This is a genomic window from Shinella sp. WSC3-e, assembly GCF_945994535.1.
Taxonomy (GTDB): Bacteria; Pseudomonadota; Alphaproteobacteria; order Rhizobiales; family Rhizobiaceae; genus Shinella; species Shinella yambaruensis.
On record NZ_OZ000530.1, the window covers coordinates 2,392,013 to 2,409,781 of the forward strand.

The window sequence follows — 17,769 nt, forward strand, 5'->3', positions numbered from 1 at the left end:
CTTACGCTTCCCCGACCGTCTCGAACAGGACGGCATCGACGGCGGACTGGGCGTCCATGCCGGACCAGACGACGAACTGGAAGGCCTGGAAATAGGCCTCGCAGGCTTCAAGCGCGCTGGACAGCAGCACCTCGACCTGCCTGTTGGTGGGCTCCGCCCCGCCGGCGAGCAGCAGCGACTGGCGGAAGATCACGACATCCTCGCGGCGCCACAAGTCGAAATGGCCCATCAGCACCTGGCCGTTCACATGCGAGAGCAGGCAATGCACCTCGTTGACGCGGCTCTCGGGAACCTTGATGTCGAAGGCGCAGGCAAGGTGCAGCGCCTCGAACTCCTCCATCCAAGAGAAGGAGACGTGGTAATCCGTCCACTTGCCTTCGACCGTCATCGCGATCTCGTCTTCGCCGGACCGCTCGAACGTCCAGTCATTGTTGGCTGCGACGAACTCGATCATGTCGACCGGGTTGGACTGACGCCCGATATCCAATTCCATAAGGCTCATGCATCACCTTCAAGGCCGGAAGGCATGCGACATCGTGCTCACACACACGACGCGGCAAACCGTACTCCGGATACAACACTGAATGATTGCTCGGCACTTTGCGCAATCTGGACGACTTACCCTGCCCGAAGCTTGCGCTGCCCGTCTCGAATCATCATTTAAAATCAGTGTATAACGCCGGAGTCACGACGCCAGCCCCTGGCTTGCCATTTTCTCCGTCCGGTTGTGGACAGAGGTTGTGAAAAAGATTCAGGTCGAAGGCTTAAGAGACTCTTCGAAAAGGGCTTTTCGCAAGTGTCCACAGGGGTAAAAATTTTATTAAAAAAAACGGTTGGCGCGGGGTGAATCACGCCAACCGAGTCCTGTCGGTCAAAACCCGTGCCGGAACGGCTCAGCCGCCCGCGTTGAGGCGGGCTTCCAGCGCCTCGATGCGCTTCAGGAGCGCATCGTTTTCGTCCCGCGCCTTGATCGCCATCTCGCGCACCGCCTCGAATTCCTCGCGCTTGACGAGGTCCATGCCGTTGATGAAGCGCTCGGCCTGGGCGCGGAACATCGTCTCGGCCTCCTTGCGCACGCCCTGCGCGGCGCCGGCGGCATCGGTCATCAGCTTGGCGAAGTCGTCGAGAATGCGGTTCGCACCGGTGGTCATGGTCTGCCCTCCTCGGGTGTCGATGGTCCTTTCGGGCGCCAGCGCCCGCGTCTTGTCCCTGAGGTAGGGTCTGAGACCGCCGCTTGCAAGCGGATTCCGGTGGATCGCCGCCGGTTCACGCCGTCACGCCGCCGCCGATCACGATTTATCGCCTTGACCCTGCCCCAAGGCGCCGCCATCTTCCGCCCGAAAACGCAAAAGAGCCCCATCTTGACGAACCTTGCCCAACTCCTCGCCATCATGCCCTATCCGCAGATCGATCCGATCGCCTTTTCCATCGGCCCGGTCGCCGTGCACTGGTACGGCATCGCCTATGTCGTGGGCATCCTGCTGGGCTGGGTCTATGCGCGCCGGCTGATCGAGACGCCGCGCCTGTGGGCGGGCGCGGCGCCGATGAGCCGCACCCAGCTCGACGACTTCCTCGTCTGGGCCGCCGTCGGCATCATTCTCGGCGGCCGTATCGGCTATATCCTGTTCTACGACTTCCCGAACGTCGCGGCCGATCCGCTGCGCGCCCTGCAGGTGTGGAACGGCGGCATGTCCTTCCACGGGGGCCTCGCCGGCACGACGCTCGCCATGATCCTCTTCGCCCGGCGCAACGCCATTCCGGTCTGGAGCCTCTTCGACATCGTCGCCGCCGTCGTGCCGATCGGCCTGTTCTTCGGCCGCATCGCCAATTTCGTCAACGGCGAGCTCTGGGGCCGCCTCTCCGACGCGCCCTGGGCCGTGATCTTCCCGGAGGCCGGCCCCTTCGCCCGCCATCCGAGCCAGCTCTACGAGGCGGGCCTCGAAGGCGTCGTGCTGCTCGTCGTGCTCGCGCTCGCCATCTATCGCTTCGCCGCGCTGAAGCGGCCCGGCCTCGTTACAGGCCTCTTCGTGGCGGGCTATGCCCTGTCGCGCATCACGGTCGAGTTCTTCCGCGAGCCGGACCCCCAGCTCGGCTATCTCCTCGGCGGCTGGCTCACCATGGGCATGCTGCTCTCGCTGCCGATGCTCGCCCTCGGCCTCTGGGCGATCTTCCGCGCCCGGCCGGCCGCAGCGGCCAGTGCCTGAGCGAACGCGTCCATGCCCACACCCCTCGCCCGCAAGATCAAGGCGCTGATCCGTACCAACGGCCCGATCAGCGTCACCGATTATTTCGCCCTGTGCCTTGCCGATCCCGAACACGGCTACTACCGCACCCGCGACCCCTTCGGCGCCGCCGGCGACTTCGTCACCGCGCCCGAGGTCAGCCAGCTCTTCGGCGAGATGCTCGGCGTCTTCCTCGTCCATGCCTGGCAGAAGCACGGCGGTCCGGCGGACGTGCGCATCGCCGAGATCGGCCCCGGCCGCGGCACGATGATGGCCGACATGCTGCGCGTCGTGGCAAGGATCGCCCCGCAGCTCTACGAGAACGCGACGATCCACCTGATCGAGACCAGCCCGAAGCTGCGCACCGTCCAGCACGAGACGCTCGGCACCCATGCCGCGCGCGTCACCTGGCACGACAGTTTCGAGGAGCTGCCGGACGGCTTCGTGCTGCTCGCCGCCAACGAGCTCTTCGACGCCATCCCGATCCGCCAGTTCATCAAGACCGCGTCCGGCTTCCGCGAGCGCCTCGTCGGCCTCGATGCGAATGACGCGCTGACCTTTGCCGCCGGCGTCGCGGGCCTCGATCCCGCGCTCCTGCCGGAAAACCACAAGGCGATGCCGAACGGCACGATCTTCGAGATCGCGCCGGCCCGCGAAGCCGTCATGGCGACGATCGGCGAGCGCATCGCCCGCTTCGGCGGCACCGCGCTCATCATCGACTACGGCCATTTCGTCACCGGCTTCGGCGATACGCTGCAGGCGGTGCTGAAGCACGACTTCGACCCGCCGCTCGCCCATCCCGGCGAGGCGGACCTGACGAGCCATGTGGATTTCGAGCGCCTTGCCGGGGCGGCGGCAAGCGTGGGCCTGCATGTGCACGGCATGCTGCACCAGGGCGATTTCCTCGTCGGCCTCGGCATCGGCGAGCGGGCCTCCGCCCTCGGCCGAAACCGCGACGCAGCGACGCAGCAATCGATTCTTGCCGATGTCGACCGGCTCGCCGGCGCAGGCGTCGGCAAAATGGGTGATCTTTTCAAGGTCTTGGCCGTCGGCAGCACGCCGCTTGCGCTCTTTCCCTTCCGCCAGCCGGATTGACACCGGGCGTCAGGCCGGACAACATCCGGCCCGATTTGCACCCCGCATGCCCCGGCCGAAATCCTTGGCCCGACGGGCCGCCCAAAGCCCAGCCGAGAGACCGATGAAGGACGACGCGCTCCTCTCCCCGATCGAAAGCCCGCTTCTGACGGAGCGTGCCGGAAAGGCCGCGCAGCACGGCTTCTTCACGCGCGCCGGCGGGGTTTCCGACGGCATCTACCGCGGCCTCAATGTCGGCCTCGGCTCGAAGGACGAGCGCGGGAAGGTCGAGGAGAATCGCGCCCGCGTCGCCCGATGGTTCTCCGTAACGCCCGACCGGCTTGCCACCGTGCACCAGGTCCATTCGCCCGACGTCGTCGTGGTCGACAGCGACTATGACGGCGCGCGCCCGCAGGCCGACGCGCTGGTCAGCGCCGCGCCCGGCATGGTGCTCGGCGTCCTCGCCGCCGATTGCGGCCCGATCCTCTTCTGCGACCCCGAAGCCCGCGTCGTCGGCGCCGCCCATGCCGGCTGGAAGGGCGCGCTCTACGGCGTGCTCGAGAGCACCGTCGCGGCGATGGAACGGCTCGGCGCCAACAGGCGGAACATCGTCGCCAGCCTCGGCCCCTCGATCAGCCGGCGGAACTACGAGGTGGGGCCGGAATTCGTGGAGCGTTTCCTCGGCGTCGACAAGGCGTACGAGCGCTATTTCACGCCGTCGGAAAAACCGGGCCATGCCCTGTTCGACCTGCCGGGCCTGACGACGCAGCGGCTGGGCGACGCTGGGGTGACGGCGGAGAACCTCGACATCTGCACCTATCCGGACGAAGACCGCTTCTTCTCCTATCGGCGCACCACGCACCGCCAGGAGCCCGACTACGGCCGCCAGATTTCGGCGATCATGCTACGGGGCTGAGGCCCCCAAAACGACACAGGACGAGGGAGACACCGCCATGGCACTTCACTTCGACAGCGAGGAATACGCCAACCGGCTCCAGCGCCTCACCGCCCGCATGCGGGAGGAGAAGATCGACGCCATGCTGCTCTTCGCACAGGAGAGCATGTACTGGCTGACCGGCTACGACACCTTCGGCTACTGCTTCTTCCAGACGCTCGTCGTCAAGGCGACCGGCGAGATGGTGCTGCTCACCCGCTCGGCGGACCTGCGCCAGGCGCGCCACACCTCCAACATCGAGAAGATCGAGATCTGGATCGACCGCGTCAACGCCGATCCGACGATGGACCTGAAGAACCTGCTCTCCGATCTCGACCTGCTCGGCTGCCGCATCGGCGTCGAATACGACACGCATGGCCTGACCGGCCGCAATGCGCGCCTCCTCGACAACCAGCTCCAGAGCTTCGGCCAGATCGTCGATGCGTCGGGCCTCGTCAGCCGCCTGCGCCTCATCAAGAGCCCGGCCGAGATCGCCTATGTCGAGCGTGCCGCCGCCCTCTCCGACGATGCGCTGGCCGCCGCCCTGCCCCTCATCGTGCCCGGCGGCGGCGAGGCGGCGATCCTCGCGGCCATGCAGAACGCGGTGCTGGCCGCCGGCGGCGACTATGCCGCCAATGAATTCGTCATCGGCTCGGGCGCCGACGCCCTGCTCTGCCGCTCCAAGTCCGGCCGGCGCAAGCTCGATGCCGAGGACCAGCTCACCCTCGAATGGTCCGGCGTCAGCGCACGCTATCACGCACCGATGATGCGCACCGCCATCATCGGCGAGCCGACCAACCGCCACCGCGAGCTCTACAGCGCCTGCCGCGAGGCCATGCAGGCGATGGAAATGGTGCTGCGCCCCGGCAACACCTTCGGCACCGTCTTCGAGACCTTCGCCCGCATCATCGACGAGCGCGGCCTTGCCCGCCACCGGCTGAACACCTGCGGCTATTCCGTCGGCGCGCGCTTCGCGCCCTCCTGGATGGACCAGCAGATGTTCCTGATGGGCAATCCGCAGGAAATCCAGCCGAACATGTCGCTTTTCGTGCACACGATCGTGCTCGATTCCGAAAGCGGCACGGCCATGACGCTCGGCCAGACCTATCTGACGACGACCGACACGCCGAAGGCGCTGTCGCGCTACGGGCTCGATTTCATCGAGGTCTGACGGGTCAACCGCAGGCCCCGCAAGATCCCGCGATTGACAGGCCTTGAGGCGGCACCCATAAATCGTTGCGGGGAACGGAGGAGGCGAAAAGCCTTCCGCAGGACACGGACGACGACGATGCAAGAGCTGATGAAGCGGCTGGCACTGATCGGCCTCATTGCCACCCTTGCCGGCTGCAACAGCACCGACGCGCTGACGCCGCAGGTCGATGTCGGCGGCGGCACCTTCAATTCGCCCCCGGTCACCCAGAACGACCTCGACCAGATGAGCGCCCAGACGACGCCCGTCACGCGCACCAGCCAGGAAACCGCCTTCACCCCGTCATCCGGCACCGGCGTCACGACCGGCGCGGACACCGCCGGCACGCTGCAGGGCCAGGCCGACGCGCTCGCCCGCAACACGGGGCGCCGGACGACGGATGCGGAGCTTGCCCGCACCACCGCCCAGCGCTCGCTCGCGGCGGAAACGTCGACCGGCGCGGAAGAGGTCGCCGCCGTCCCGACCGCCGCCCAAGCCGGCGAGACGATCCGCTTCCTGCCGATCATCGGCGCACCGGTCGAGGCCGTGACACCGCTCTCCAGGCGCCTCGGCGCGGCGGCGCGCGGAAGCGGGCTGACGATCCGAAGCGCCTCGGACAATTCCAGCAAGTACATCCTGAAGGGCTACTTCTCCGCCATGAACGACAACGGCAAGACCACCGTCGTCTATGTCTGGGACGTGCTCGACGGCAACGGCGCGCGGCTGCACCGCATCCAGGGACAGGAAAGCGTCTCGGGCACGGCCTCCGACCCGTGGGCCGCCGTGCCGGCGCGCACGATGGAGGGCATCGCCGACACGACCATCCGCCAGTATCTCGACTGGCGCGGCACCACCCGTGGTTAAGCGCGTTGCGCTGTTAATCACAGCGAAATGCGAAGAAACGCTTTTCCGCGGCGCAAGACCCTTGCATTCGCGGATTTTGCCGCTTAAAGCCCCCCCATCAGCATAATCCACAGGCGGACCATAAATGAAGGTTTTCGCGGGCAATTCGAACCGGCTCCTGGCCGAAGCGATCTGCAATTATCTGAATGTTCCGCTCGGCCGGGCCACGGTCAGACGCTTCGCAGACCAGGAAATCTTCGTGGAAATCCAGGAGAACGTGCGCGGCGAGGACGTCTTCGTCGTCCAGTCGACCTCGTTCCCGACCAACGACCACCTGATGGAAATGCTCATCATGATCGATGCCATGCGCCGCTCCTCGGCGCGCCGCATCACGGCCGTGATCCCCTATTTCGGCTATGCCCGCCAGGACCGCAAGCCCGGCCCGCGCACGCCGATCTCGGCAAAGCTCGTCGCCAACCTCATCACCGAGGCCGGCGCCGACCGCGTGCTGACGCTGGACCTGCATGCCGGCCAGATCCAGGGCTTCTTCGACATCCCGACCGACAACCTCTACGCCGTGCCGATCCTGGCGCGCGACGTGAAGGAAAACTACAATCTCGAAAACGTCATGGTCGTCTCGCCCGACGTCGGCGGCGTGGTGCGCGCCCGCGCGCTGGCCAAGCGCCTCGACTGTCTGCTTGCCATCGTCGACAAGCGCCGCGACCGGCCGGGCGAGTCCGAGGTGATGAACGTCATCGGCGACGTCGCCGGCAAGGACTGCCTGCTGATCGACGATATCGTGGATTCGGGCGGCACGCTCTGCAACGCGGCCGAAGCGCTGCTGAAGAACGGCGCGACCAGCGTCACCGCCTATATCACGCACGGCGTTCTGTCGGGCGGCGCCGTCGCGCGCGTCACCTCGTCCAAGCTCAAGGAGCTTGTGATCACCGACACGATCCAGCCGACCACGGCCGTCCAGTCGGCGCACAACATCCGCGTCATCTCGACGGCCAACCTGCTCGGCGAGGCGATCAACCGCACCAGCGCCGAGGAATCGGTGTCGAGCCTGTTCGACTGACGGATTTTTGCCGAGGCCGATATCGGCCCCGCGATTTCTGCGCTAAGTTCCCCCTAGATTCGACAGGGGAAATCCATGATCTCGATGCCATTTCTGTCCCGGCTCGCAGGGCCTATCGCCATCCTTCTCGCGGCCGGCACCTTGGCGGCCTGCTCGGTCGAGGCCGACCAGGGCGGAGGCGGCTACAATCCGCGCCCGCCGCAATTCTGCACCCGTGAATATGCCCCGGTCTGCGGCGAGCGCGGCCGCGACCGCCAGACCTTCGCCAATGCCTGCGAGGCGCGCTCCAGCGGCTACGGCATCATCGGCCGCGGCGAATGCCAGTTCCGCCGCCCGGATCGCGACCGGGTCGGCTGGCAGGACCAGGACCGCGACGGCTGGAGCAATGACGGCCGCGAGCGCCCGGACAGGGACAGGGACCGCAATCGCAACGACAGGGACCGCCGGGATCGTGACCGCGACGACCGGGGCGATCGTGGAGACCGCGAGCGCCCGCGCGACCAGCGCGTCTGCACGATGGAGTACAACCCGGTCTGCGGGCGCCGCGGCACCGACTTCAAGGAATTCGGCAATGCCTGCTCGGCGCAGGTGGCCGGTTTCAGTGTCTATCGCGCGGGCCGGTGCCCGGTGCGCTGAGCCCATCCTGACACGCAGAAAACCACGCCGATCTCTCCTTCGTCATGGTCGGGCTTGACCCGACCATCGACAAGCCCTTGAGAAATATAGCTCTTCGGCCCAGAGCCGAGGATGACGTCACGGGTGGCCGGGGTTTCCGGAAAATGCCGGGCCATATGTCGCGGGCTTTCGTCAACGCCCCGGCAGCGGGCAGGCCTCGCCGCCGGTAAAGAGGCGCGAGCGGGTGAGGAAGCGTTTCTCGCGGCCATTGTCGAGCGAGAACATGCCGCCGCGGCCGGGCACCACGTCGATGATCAGCTGCGTGTGCTTCCACACGTCGAACTGGCTCTCGCTGATATAGACCGGCACGCCGCCGATCTCGCCGAGCTTCACGTCCCGGTCGCCGACGATATAGTCGTCCGCCGGATAGCACATGGGCGAGGACCCGTCGCAGCAGCCGCCCGACTGGTGGAACAGGATTTCCGGATGATCCGCCTGGATCTCCCGGATAAGCGCAAGCGCGGCATCGGTCGCCATCACGCGCGGCTGGGTCGTGACTTCGGACATGACAGCTCTTCCTCCAAACGATTTTCCCTCCCCCCGGAACGGGGAGAGGGATGGGGCGGAAAGCGACGGCGGACAGGGCTCCCGCACCCTTTGCGCGCCTTCTCCGGAGGAGAAGGGGGCGGTCGCTCAGAAGAAACCGAGCGCCTTGGGAGAGTAGCTGACCAGCATGTTCTTGGTCTGCTGGTAGTGATCGAGCATCATCTTGTGCGTCTCGCGGCCGATGCCCGACTGCTTGTAGCCGCCGAAGGCCGCATGGGCCGGATAGGCGTGGTAGCAATTGGTCCAGACGCGGCCGGCCTGGATGTCGCGGCCGAAATGGTAGCAACGGTTCGCATCGCGGCTCCAGACGCCGGCGCCGAGGCCGTAGAGCGTGTCATTGGCGATGGCGAGCGCCTCCGCATCGTCCTTGAAGGTCGTGACCGAGACGACCGGTCCGAAGATCTCCTCCTGGAAGATGCGCATCTTGTTATGCCCGCGGAAGACGGTCGGCTTGACGTAGTAGCCGCCGGAAAGATCGCCTTCGAGTTCGTTGCGCCCGCCGCCGGTCAGCACTTCCGCGCCTTCCTGCTTGCCGATGTCGATATAGGAGAGGATCTTCTCCAGTTGCTCGGACGAGGCCTGCGCGCCGATCATCGTCGCCGTGTCGAGCGGGTTGCCCTGCACGATCTTCTCCACGCGCTTGACGGCCCGTTCCATGAAGCGGTCGTAGATCTTCTCGTGCACCAGCGCCCGGCTCGGGCATGTGCAGACTTCGCCCTGGTTCAGCGCGAACATCGCAAAACCCTCGAGCGCCTTGTCGAGATAGTCGTCGTCCTCGTTCATCACGTCGGCGAAGAAGATGTTCGGCGACTTGCCGCCGAGCTCCAGCGTCACCGGAATGAGGTTCTGGCTGGCATATTGCATGATCAGCCGGCCGGTCGTCGTCTCGCCGGTGAACGCGATCTTGGCGATGCGCGGGTTGGAGGCGAGCGGCTTGCCGGCTTCGAGGCCGAAGCCGTTGACGATGTTGAGAACGCCGGGCGGCAGGAGGTCGCCGATGAGCTCGGCCCAGACGAGGATCGAGGACGGCGTCTGCTCGGCGGGCTTCAGCACGACGCAATTGCCGGCGGCAAGCGCCGGGGCGAGCTTCCAGGCGGCCATCAGGATCGGGAAGTTCCACGGGATGATCTGGCCGACGACGCCGAGCGGCTCGTGGAAGTGGTAGGCGATCGTGTCGTGGTCGACCTCACCGATCGTGCCCTCCTGCGCCCGCACGCAGGCGGCGAAATAGCGGAAGTGGTCGATGGCGAGCGGAATGTCGGCCGCCATGGTCTCGCGCAGCGGCTTGCCGTTGTCCCAGGTCTCGGCCTTGGCGAGGAGTTCGAGATTGTCCTCCATGCGCTGGGCGATCTTCATCAGGATGTTGGAACGCTCGGTGGCGGAGGTGCGGCCCCACTTGTCCTTGGCGGCATGGGCGGCGTCGAGAGCGAGCTCGATGTCGGCGGCGTCGGAGCGGGCGATCTCGCAGAGCTTGCCGCCGGTGATCGGCGTGATGTTGTCGAAATAGCGGCCCGCGACCGGCTCCTTCCACTCGCCACCGATGAAGTTGCCGTACTTTGCCTTGTACGGGTTTTCGACGATCTTCTGATGCAGCATGTCATTCCTCCCATGAAGGGCCCGGATGGGCCGTCGGGAAGGATGGTGCTGCGCTTCGGCCGATTGCGGTAGGGGCCGCAGGACGATCGTCGCCGCGACTGTTTCAGAATTGAGACAGGCCGGTGCGACAGCCTGTGCTGCGCTGCAATATCAGTTGATCGAGAGCTTCTTCATCTTGCGGTACAGCGTCGCCCGGCTGATGCCGAGCAGGTCGGCGGCCTGGCTGACATTGCCGCCGGCGCGCGTCAGCACGCGGCGCAGCGCGGCCCGTTCCGCGTCGTCGAGGTCGCGCCCGTCCTCCGCCCTGTCCTCGTGCAGGAGATCGGAGGCGGCGACGCCCGTGGCGATGCGCCGGTCGTCGAGGCCGAGCACCTGGCGTGCGGCGCGCGTTGCGCCCAGCACGAGGTCGTCGCGGTCGACGGCGAGCAGCGCCGGCGCGGTTCGACCCTCGACGGGCACGAGCAGGATGCGGGCGGCGGAGAAGGCGCGGCGGAAGAGACCCGCCTCGATGCGCGCGGCGGCATCGCGGACGGCCTGGGAGAGGATCGACATGGTCATCTCGCCCGCATCGTCGCGGCAGGTGGAAATGTCGATGGCGGCGGCGATGCGCCCCGTATGGTCACGGATCGGCGCGGTGGTGCAGGACAGGCCCGTGTTCTGCGAGAGGAAATGCTGGTCGCGCAGGATGAGCACGGGCCGCTCGTCGGCCAGCGCCGTGCCGATGCCGTTGGTGCCGACGCTCGCCTCGCTCCACACCGTGCCGGACCAGAGCCCGACGCCGCGGAAATCGCGATCGTCGCTCGCCGCCCCGCGCCGTTCGAGCGCGATGCCGTGCTCGTCCGTCAGCAGCAGGCAGCAACCGGCCTTGCCGACGGTGGCGAAGAGCCGGTCGATCTCGCCCCGCGCCTCCTCGATCAGCACGCTGGAGCGCGCCCGCGCCTGGCGGAATTCCGATTCGGTCAGGCGCCAGGGCGTCCGCGCCTCCTCCGGGGAAAGGCCGTGCAGCGTGAGGCAGCGGCGCCAGGACGCGGCAACAGGCGAACTTGCCGCCGCCGACGCATGGGCCGCCACGGTCTGCACATGATCCGCGTGATCGAAACGCTGAGGCATCCGCTCTCCTCCCCGAAAGCTTCGACCGATCGTCGCACCAGAATACAACGCCCAACGACTATACCCATGTTTGCGCCCGCGGGTCCAGCGGGACGAAGGTACAAGGCGCCGAGCGTGGCGCAGGCGGGCAAGGGCCTCCGCCTCTCCCTGGCTGTGGGGACAGGAGCGGTCGCCCATGGAATTGGGAGGGCGGACACCTCCTGCCCCTTCTCCCCGCCGGGGGCGGCGACCTCGCACGATATACGGTTGCCCCGGTCAGCGCGGAGACTGGCGGAATGACGGTGCTCATTCAAGGCACACCGCCCCTGCCCTCGCCACAAGCCTGTTCCCAAGCCGCCCGGCGCCTGTTACCAGTGCACATTCCTTTTCAGCATCGATCCTGCCATGTTTCGTGATTTTTCCGCTCAAGCCCTGTTCATGGGCCTGCTCACCGCCTTCGTCGGTTTTGCCAGTTCCTTCGCCGTCGTGCTGCACGGGCTGACGGGCGTCGGCGCGACGGAAGCGCAGGCGGCCTCCGGCCTGATGGCGCTGTCCGTGTCGATGGGCCTGTGCGCCATCGTTCTCAGCGCCGCGACGCGGCTTCCCGTCTCCATCGCCTGGTCGACGCCGGGCGCGGCGCTGCTCGCCAGTTCCGGCGCGGTGGAAGGCGGCTTTGCGACAGCCGTCGGCGGGTTCCTCGTCTGCGCGGTGCTGATCGTCATGGCAGGCCTCTGGAAGCCGCTCGGCCGCATGGTCGCCGCAATTCCGGCGACGCTCGCCAACGCCATGCTTTCGGGCGTGCTGATCGGCCTCTGCTTCGCCCCCGTGAAGGCCATCGCCTTCGATCCGCTGCTCGGCCTGCCGATCGTTCTTGCCTGGGTGGTCGTCGGCAGCATCAACCGGCTTTATGCCGTGCCCGCGGCACTTGCCGCCTTCGTCGCGGTGCTCGCCTTCGGCATCGACATTCCCGAGGGCGCCTTTGCCGGGCTCACCGATGCCCTGCTGCCGCAGCCCGAGATCGTCGCGCCTGTCTTCACGGTCGCCGGGCTCGTCGGCATCGCGCTGCCGCTCTTCATCGTCACCATGGCCTCCCAGAACATTCCGGGCATCGCCGTGCTGAAGGTCAACCATTACGAGCCCAGCCCCGGCCCGCTCTTCGCCGTCACCGGTCTCTTCTCGCTGCTGTCGGCGCCCTTCGGCGGCCATGCGGTCAACCTCGCCGCCATCACCGCCGCCATGTGCGCCGGCAGCGACGCGCATCCCGACCCGGCCAGGCGCTACTGGGCGGCGATCAATGCCGGCGTCTTCTACGTGATCTTCGGACTTGCCGCGGGCGCCGTCACGGCCTTCGTCAGCCTCGCCCCGTCGATCCTCATCCAGGCCGTCGCCGGCCTCGCGCTGATCAGCGCCTTCGCCGGCTCGGCGCTCAACGCCTTCCACGCCGTGGAAGGGCGCGAGGCGGCTGCGGTGACCTTCCTCGTCACCGCCTCGGGCGTCTCCTTCGCCGGCATTTCCGGCGCCTTCTGGGGGCTGATCGCCGGCGGGCTGATGCTGGCGCTTGCCCGTCTCACGGCAAGGCGCCGCGCAAGACCCTGATGCCTACTGCTGGAACGGCAGCGGCTGGCCGTTGATCAGCACCTTGCCGTCCTCGCCGACCTTGACGTCCCAGACCTGCGCGCCGCCGCCGGCATCCCGCGCAAGGCCCTTCATCATCAGGAGGCCGAAGGCGGCCTGGCCGAATTGCGGCACGGTGGCGGCGTTCTTCTGGAGATAGGCGACCGTCTTGTCGAAGTTGCGCATGGTCAGCGTCACCTCGGCGCTGTGCCGGTCCTTCTGCTCGGGATAGACCTGCATCTTGCCGGCAAGGTGCACGTCATAGATCGGCGAAACGGCGGAAACGTCCTCGAATTCCACGGTCATCGCGCCATCCGGCAGGACGATGCGGCCGATTTCCTTGTTCTGCTCGTCCGTCAGCGGCTCGGACTTGGTGAAATCCGCATGGTCGATGAGATAGTTGACGGCGCCCGCAAGGTCGAGATCGGTCACCGCCGCCTTGAAGGTCGCGCGCTCCGGCACGGCCTCCGCGAAGGTGGCGAGCAGGATGCCGGCCGGCGGCCTGGGCTTCTCCACGCCGAAGCCGAAGCCGACACGGGTGGAATGGGCGATGCCGTTCATGTCGATGACATAGCTGACGCTCTCGGCGCCGAATATGCCCCGCTCCGTGCCGACCGTCACATTGGAGGCCCTGATCGTCTCGGTGAGATTGTCGAAGACCGGCAGGGCGGAGCGCAGCATCTCCTTCAGCCGCGCCGCATCCGCCGCCTCCAGCCTGTCCTTGTGCATGTTGTCGAGCACGAAGAAGACGAGGTCCTGGACCACCTTGTTGCGCGCGCCGTCCATGCTGACATCGATGTCGACCGTATCGGCGCTTATGTCGACCCGGCCGTTCGTCCCGCCGGTGATCGTCTCGGCAAAGGCCTTCATCACGCCGGTGCTGGATATGTCGAGGATGCCCTCCCCCTTCTTCTCGGCGGCAAGGCGCATCGCCGTCTCGCCGAAGCTCGCCGTGATGCTCTCCTGCGGCGAGGTGCTGGTGAAGGCGATCCTCTCGGCCGTCCAGTCGGCGGAGGTGAAGTAGAGGATATCCGGATCGTAGATGCCGTCGAGCTTCATCGAGGCGATGATATAGGAGAAGGAATTCTTGCCGGGCGCGGCATCGACCGAGCCCTTGATGTCGAAGCTGTCGCTGGCCTCGACGCGGTAGGTGCCCTCCGGCATGGGCCGGAGATAGGCCGTCGTCGGCTTCAGCCCCTCGACCGTCACCGCGCCGGACTTGTGCTTTTCGACAAGCACGGCCGGATTGAAGCGCAGTTCGTAGAACGAGGTCGCCGCCTTGACGGTGACGAGACCGGCCTCGATCATGTCCTGCGGCAGGTAGCGCGTGAGCTTCTGCTGGATGCTCTCGGCTTCGGCGGGCGAGACCGCCTGGGCGAGGGCCGGGCTTGCGGATGCCAGCGCGAATGCGGCCGAGGCCATCAGGATCTGTAGTCTCATCATGGCCTCCTTCGCCGAACCGGTTTGCAGGCGAACATCCAATCATGACCGCATCGTGTCAATCCGGCCACGGGCCTTGCATTTCCGGGCATTCTCGTTTATCGAGCCCCCGTCCGCGTAGACACCCTTGGAGGCAACGTGGATGAGGCTTTCACGAAATCCTCAAGCTTTTTGCGCGGCGGAGTGCTCTCCGCGTGCGAAGGGCTCTCCAGTAACACATGAAAGGTAAAGCCATGAGCCACGAAACTTACGAGCTCAAGGCCGAGACGCGCGAACGGGTTGGTAAGGGGTCCTCCCGTGAACTTCGCCGCAACGGCCTTATTCCCGCAGTCATCTATGGCGACAAGCAGGCCCCGCTCTCCATCGCCATCTCGACCAAGGACGTCACCCAGCGCATCCACGCCGGCGGCTTCAAGACGACCGTCGCCACGATCGACGTCAACGGCGAGAAGATCAAGGTCCTGCCGAAGGACTACCAGCTGGATCCGGTCCGCGACTTCACGATGCATGTCGACTTCCTCCGCGTTTCGGGCAACACCCACGTCGTGGTCGAAGTTCCGGTTCACTTCGTCAACGAAGAGAAGTCCCCGGGCATCAAGGCCGGCGGCGTCCTGAACATCGTTCGCCACGCTGTCGAGCTGCACGCGCTGGCCGGCGACATTCCGGAATTCCTCACGGCCGACCTCACGGGCCTCAAGGTCGGCGAAGGCATCCACATCTCCAACATCAAGCTGCCGAAGGGCACGAGCCCGGTCATCACCGACCGCGACTTCACGATCGCCACGATCGCCGTCCCGGCTGCCGGCGTGAAGGAAGAAGAAGCAACGGAAGCGTCCGAGTAATCGGCTCCGTTCAGAAACGATCCTGAAGACCCCGCATCCCACCGGATGCGGGGTTTTCTTTGTCCGCCGCCAGGCACTACCGTTGCGGGAAGCCTGAGCAACCGGCACTTTTCCGGATCGCCATTTCAGCAACATTTAAGACTTTGGTGAAAATCTAAGCCTCCAAAATGACGAAAGCCAACGAGGGGCATCATGGGCGGGCTTGGCATCATGGCAGGGGGGCAACCGGCATGAAAATGCATTCGGTGGAAAGCCGCTTCATCGCCATCGTCATCGGCGCCCTGCTCATCTTCGTCGCCCCGCTCTTCGTGCTGTTCCTGATCCTTTCGTCCGACCGCGTGGCGCGCGAGCGCCTGCAGAACACCGAAGTTCTGCTGCAGGCCAATGTCCAGGCGCTCGGCAAGCCGCTCTGGGATTTCGACAAGGACAGCATCGATCAGATCGTCGGCGCGTTGCAGGCGGATGCCGACATCGTCTTCGTCCATGTGCGCGACACGTCCGACCTCATCGACATCCGGAAGCCCGCCACCCGTCCCGATCCGGACGACACGCGTTCCATCGTCAAGGCAGACATCCTCTACAAGGCGAACGACGGCATCAAGAAGGTGGGCACGGCGGAAATCTGGATCCGCAAGGCGCATCTGCTCTCGCGCTTCTCGAAGGACGAGATGAGCATCTTCACCATCTTCTTCTTCGCCGTCGCCACCCTCTTCACCGCCGCCATCATCGGCAACCGCATCACCATCATCCGCCCCCTGATGCGGCTGACGGCGGCCATCGAGGCGACGCGCCGGCTCGGCTCGCGCCACCATGTCGACTGGACCTCGAACGACGAAATGGGCGCGCTCGCCCATAACTTCAACGAGATGCAGAGCAAGCTGGAGCGCGAGGAGAAGGAGCTGAAGCTCGCCCATGCCCGCGCCACCGACATCTACAACCTCACGCCGGCCATGCTCTTCTCCATCGATGCGGACAACCGCATCACCGCCGTCAGCGACTACTGGCTGACGGCGACCGGCTATCGCCGCGCCGCGGTGATCGGCCAGGAATTCACCGATTTCGTCGCCGAGGACTGGCGCGACACCTATCGCAAGCGCCACGACGAAAACAGCGTGGAAGGTGGGATCTGCGAGGCGACCGTGCGCTTCCGCTGCGCCGACGGCAGCATGATCGACGTGCTGATCCTCGAAACCGGCGTGGCGGCCAGCAGCAGCCGGCAGGCGCTGTCGCTGTCGGTCATGACCGATGTCACAGACCTCAAGGAGGCGGAGAACCGCAACCACCGCCAGGCGATCACCGACCATCTGACGGGGCTGCTCAACCGGCAGGGTTTCGAATCCGTGCTCGACGAGCTGATCGGCGACGTCGACAAGCTCGGCCAGCAGCTCGCCTGCCTCTTCGTCGATCTCGACCGCTTCAAGTGGATCAACGACAATCTCGGCCATGCGGCGGGCGACGACGTGCTCTGCCAGGTGGCGACGCGCCTGCGCCGGCAGCTGCGCGCGGGCGACCGGATCGCCCGGCTCGGCGGCGACGAATTCGCGATCCTGCTTTGCGCGCCGAACGCGTGCCAGCTCGCCATGGATGTCAGCGAAAGGCTCGTCGCCAGCCTGCGCACCCCGCTCACCGTCAACGGTGCCGATCTCCATGTCAGCGCCAGCATCGGCGTCGCCGTCTATCCCGACCATGCAGAGACGGCGGCCTGCCTGCTGCAGAAGTCGGACATGGCCATGTATGCGCGCAAGCGCAGCGGCAAGAACGGCGTGCAGCTCTTCGACAGCAACATGGTGGACATCGCCCGCAAGCGGCTGGAGACCGAGCAGTTCATCGACCAGGGCCTGCGCGAGGACTGGTTCATCGCCCATCTCCAGCCGATCGTGTCGCTCGCCGACGGGCGCGTCGCCGGCTTCGAGGCGCTGATGCGGCTCAACCACCCCGAGCGCGGCCTGCTGCCGCCGGCCGAGATCATCGGCATTGCCGAGGAGAACGGCTCGATCGGCCGCATCGGCGATTGCATCCTGTCGAAGTCGATCGCCAGCCTTGCCATCATCTCGAAGCTCGACGGGCTTGCCGACGCCTATCTCGCGGTGAACTTCTCGCCCCTGCAGTTCGAGCCCGCCCTGCCCGCGCGCCTTGCCGCCCTGCTTCTGGAGCACGGCATCACGCCGTCGCGCATCGTGGTGGAGATCACCGAGGCGGTGCTGATGCTCGACAATCCCGTCGTGCGCGAAGTGCTCGACGCGCTCTCCGACCTTGGCTGCCGCATTGCGCTCGACGATTTCGGCACCGGCTATTCCTCGCTGTCCTATCTCAACCGCTTCCCCGTCGATATCGTCAAGGTCGATCAGTCCTTCACCCGCTCGCTTTCCTCCGACCAGCCGGACGTGCGCCGCAAGAGCCGCATGCTGGTGGAAGGCATACGCACCATCTCGCACCAGATGGGCTGCGCCGTCGTGGCGGAAGGCATCGAGACGACGGAACAGTGGGATATCCTGCAGGCCATGCAGGTGGAATTCGGCCAGGGCTACCTCCTGAGCCGCCCCCTGCCGCTTGACGCATTGCTGGAGAAGCTGGACGAATTCACGGTGACGGAGAGACCCGAACGCCGGGCCGCCGCCTCCTGACGA

The 17,769-nt window shown here is 66.1% G+C and carries 16 protein-coding genes; 10 read left to right on the forward strand and 6 right to left on the reverse strand.

Translation table 11 applies throughout. The annotated features are described in order from the left end of the window. Position 1: 1 nt before the first annotated feature. Positions 2-502: a YbjN domain-containing protein gene (locus AABF56_RS11810; protein ID WP_064330750.1), complete on the reverse strand. Its 501-nt coding sequence runs from the start codon at positions 500-502 to the stop codon at positions 2-4. A gap of 391 nt (positions 503-893) precedes the next feature. Continuing rightward, positions 894-1,151, reverse strand: coding sequence for an accessory factor UbiK family protein (locus AABF56_RS11815; RefSeq protein ID WP_244767004.1), 258 nt, complete (start codon positions 1,149-1,151; stop codon positions 894-896). 240 nt (positions 1,152-1,391) lie between these two features. Here AABF56_RS11815 and lgt point away from each other — a divergent pair, with 240 nt between their 5' ends. The 7 genes from lgt (at position 1,392) to AABF56_RS11850 (ending at position 7,976) form a co-directional block, all read left to right on the forward strand. Continuing rightward, entirely contained in the window at positions 1,392-2,204 is an 813-nt protein-coding gene (gene lgt / locus AABF56_RS11820; RefSeq protein WP_443021157.1) for a prolipoprotein diacylglyceryl transferase, read from the forward strand. A 12-nt stretch (positions 2,205-2,216) separates the two neighbouring features. Next, entirely contained in the window at positions 2,217-3,317 is a 1,101-nt protein-coding gene (locus AABF56_RS11825) for a class I SAM-dependent methyltransferase (RefSeq protein ID WP_272806065.1), read from the forward strand. 103 nt (positions 3,318-3,420) lie between these two features. Beyond that, positions 3,421-4,212, forward strand: a complete 792-nt coding sequence (gene pgeF / locus AABF56_RS11830; RefSeq protein ID WP_272806066.1) for a peptidoglycan editing factor PgeF — start codon at positions 3,421-3,423, stop codon at positions 4,210-4,212. A 37-nt stretch (positions 4,213-4,249) separates the two neighbouring features. Further along, on the forward strand, positions 4,250-5,401 hold the full coding sequence (locus tag AABF56_RS11835; protein WP_272806067.1) for a M24 family metallopeptidase: 1,152 nt from the start codon (positions 4,250-4,252) through the stop codon (positions 5,399-5,401). Positions 5,402-5,518: 117 nt separating this feature from the next. After that, positions 5,519-6,283, forward strand: coding sequence for a hypothetical protein (locus AABF56_RS11840; protein WP_272806068.1), 765 nt, complete (start codon positions 5,519-5,521; stop codon positions 6,281-6,283). A 124-nt stretch (positions 6,284-6,407) separates the two neighbouring features. Further along, positions 6,408-7,340, forward strand: coding sequence for a ribose-phosphate pyrophosphokinase (locus AABF56_RS11845; RefSeq protein ID WP_244767010.1), 933 nt, complete (start codon positions 6,408-6,410; stop codon positions 7,338-7,340). 75 nt (positions 7,341-7,415) lie between these two features. Further along, positions 7,416-7,976, forward strand: a complete 561-nt coding sequence (locus AABF56_RS11850) for a Kazal-type serine protease inhibitor family protein (protein WP_272806069.1) — start codon at positions 7,416-7,418, stop codon at positions 7,974-7,976. A gap of 171 nt (positions 7,977-8,147) precedes the next feature. Here the strand turns inward: AABF56_RS11850 and AABF56_RS11855 are convergent, their stop codons facing one another. The 3 genes from AABF56_RS11855 to AABF56_RS11865 all read right to left on the reverse strand — a co-directional run bounded on the left by AABF56_RS11855 (position 8,148) and on the right by AABF56_RS11865 (position 11,267). After that, complete coding sequence (locus AABF56_RS11855; protein WP_272806070.1) at positions 8,148-8,522, reverse strand: DUF779 domain-containing protein; 375 nt, start codon at positions 8,520-8,522, stop codon at positions 8,148-8,150. Between the two features lie 126 nt (positions 8,523-8,648). Continuing rightward, a complete protein-coding gene (adh, locus tag AABF56_RS11860) occupies positions 8,649-10,157 on the reverse strand; it encodes an aldehyde dehydrogenase (protein WP_272806071.1) in 1,509 nt (502 codons plus the stop codon). Between the two features lie 150 nt (positions 10,158-10,307). After that, positions 10,308-11,267 (reverse strand): helix-turn-helix domain-containing protein, encoded by a 960-nt coding sequence (locus tag AABF56_RS11865; RefSeq protein WP_272806072.1) that lies wholly within the window; start codon positions 11,265-11,267, stop codon positions 10,308-10,310. A 384-nt stretch (positions 11,268-11,651) separates the two neighbouring features. Between AABF56_RS11865 and AABF56_RS11870 the strand changes: the two genes are divergently transcribed. After that, on the forward strand, positions 11,652-12,842 hold the full coding sequence (locus tag AABF56_RS11870; protein WP_272806073.1) for a benzoate/H(+) symporter BenE family transporter: 1,191 nt from the start codon (positions 11,652-11,654) through the stop codon (positions 12,840-12,842). A 3-nt stretch (positions 12,843-12,845) separates the two neighbouring features. On the opposite strand, the gene AABF56_RS11875 is transcribed toward AABF56_RS11870, so the two are convergent. Beyond that, positions 12,846-14,300 carry a hypothetical protein gene (locus tag AABF56_RS11875; protein WP_272806074.1) on the reverse strand — a complete coding sequence of 485 codons (1,455 nt, stop codon included), beginning with the start codon at positions 14,298-14,300 and terminating at the stop codon, positions 12,846-12,848. 233 nt (positions 14,301-14,533) lie between these two features. Between AABF56_RS11875 and AABF56_RS11880 the strand changes: the two genes are divergently transcribed. Next, a complete protein-coding gene (locus tag AABF56_RS11880) occupies positions 14,534-15,142 on the forward strand; it encodes a 50S ribosomal protein L25/general stress protein Ctc (protein ID WP_272806075.1) in 609 nt (202 codons plus the stop codon). A 236-nt stretch (positions 15,143-15,378) separates the two neighbouring features. Continuing rightward, positions 15,379-17,766: an EAL domain-containing protein gene (locus AABF56_RS11885; protein WP_272807496.1), complete on the forward strand. Its 2,388-nt coding sequence runs from the start codon at positions 15,379-15,381 to the stop codon at positions 17,764-17,766. Positions 17,767-17,769: the final 3 nt, after the last annotated feature.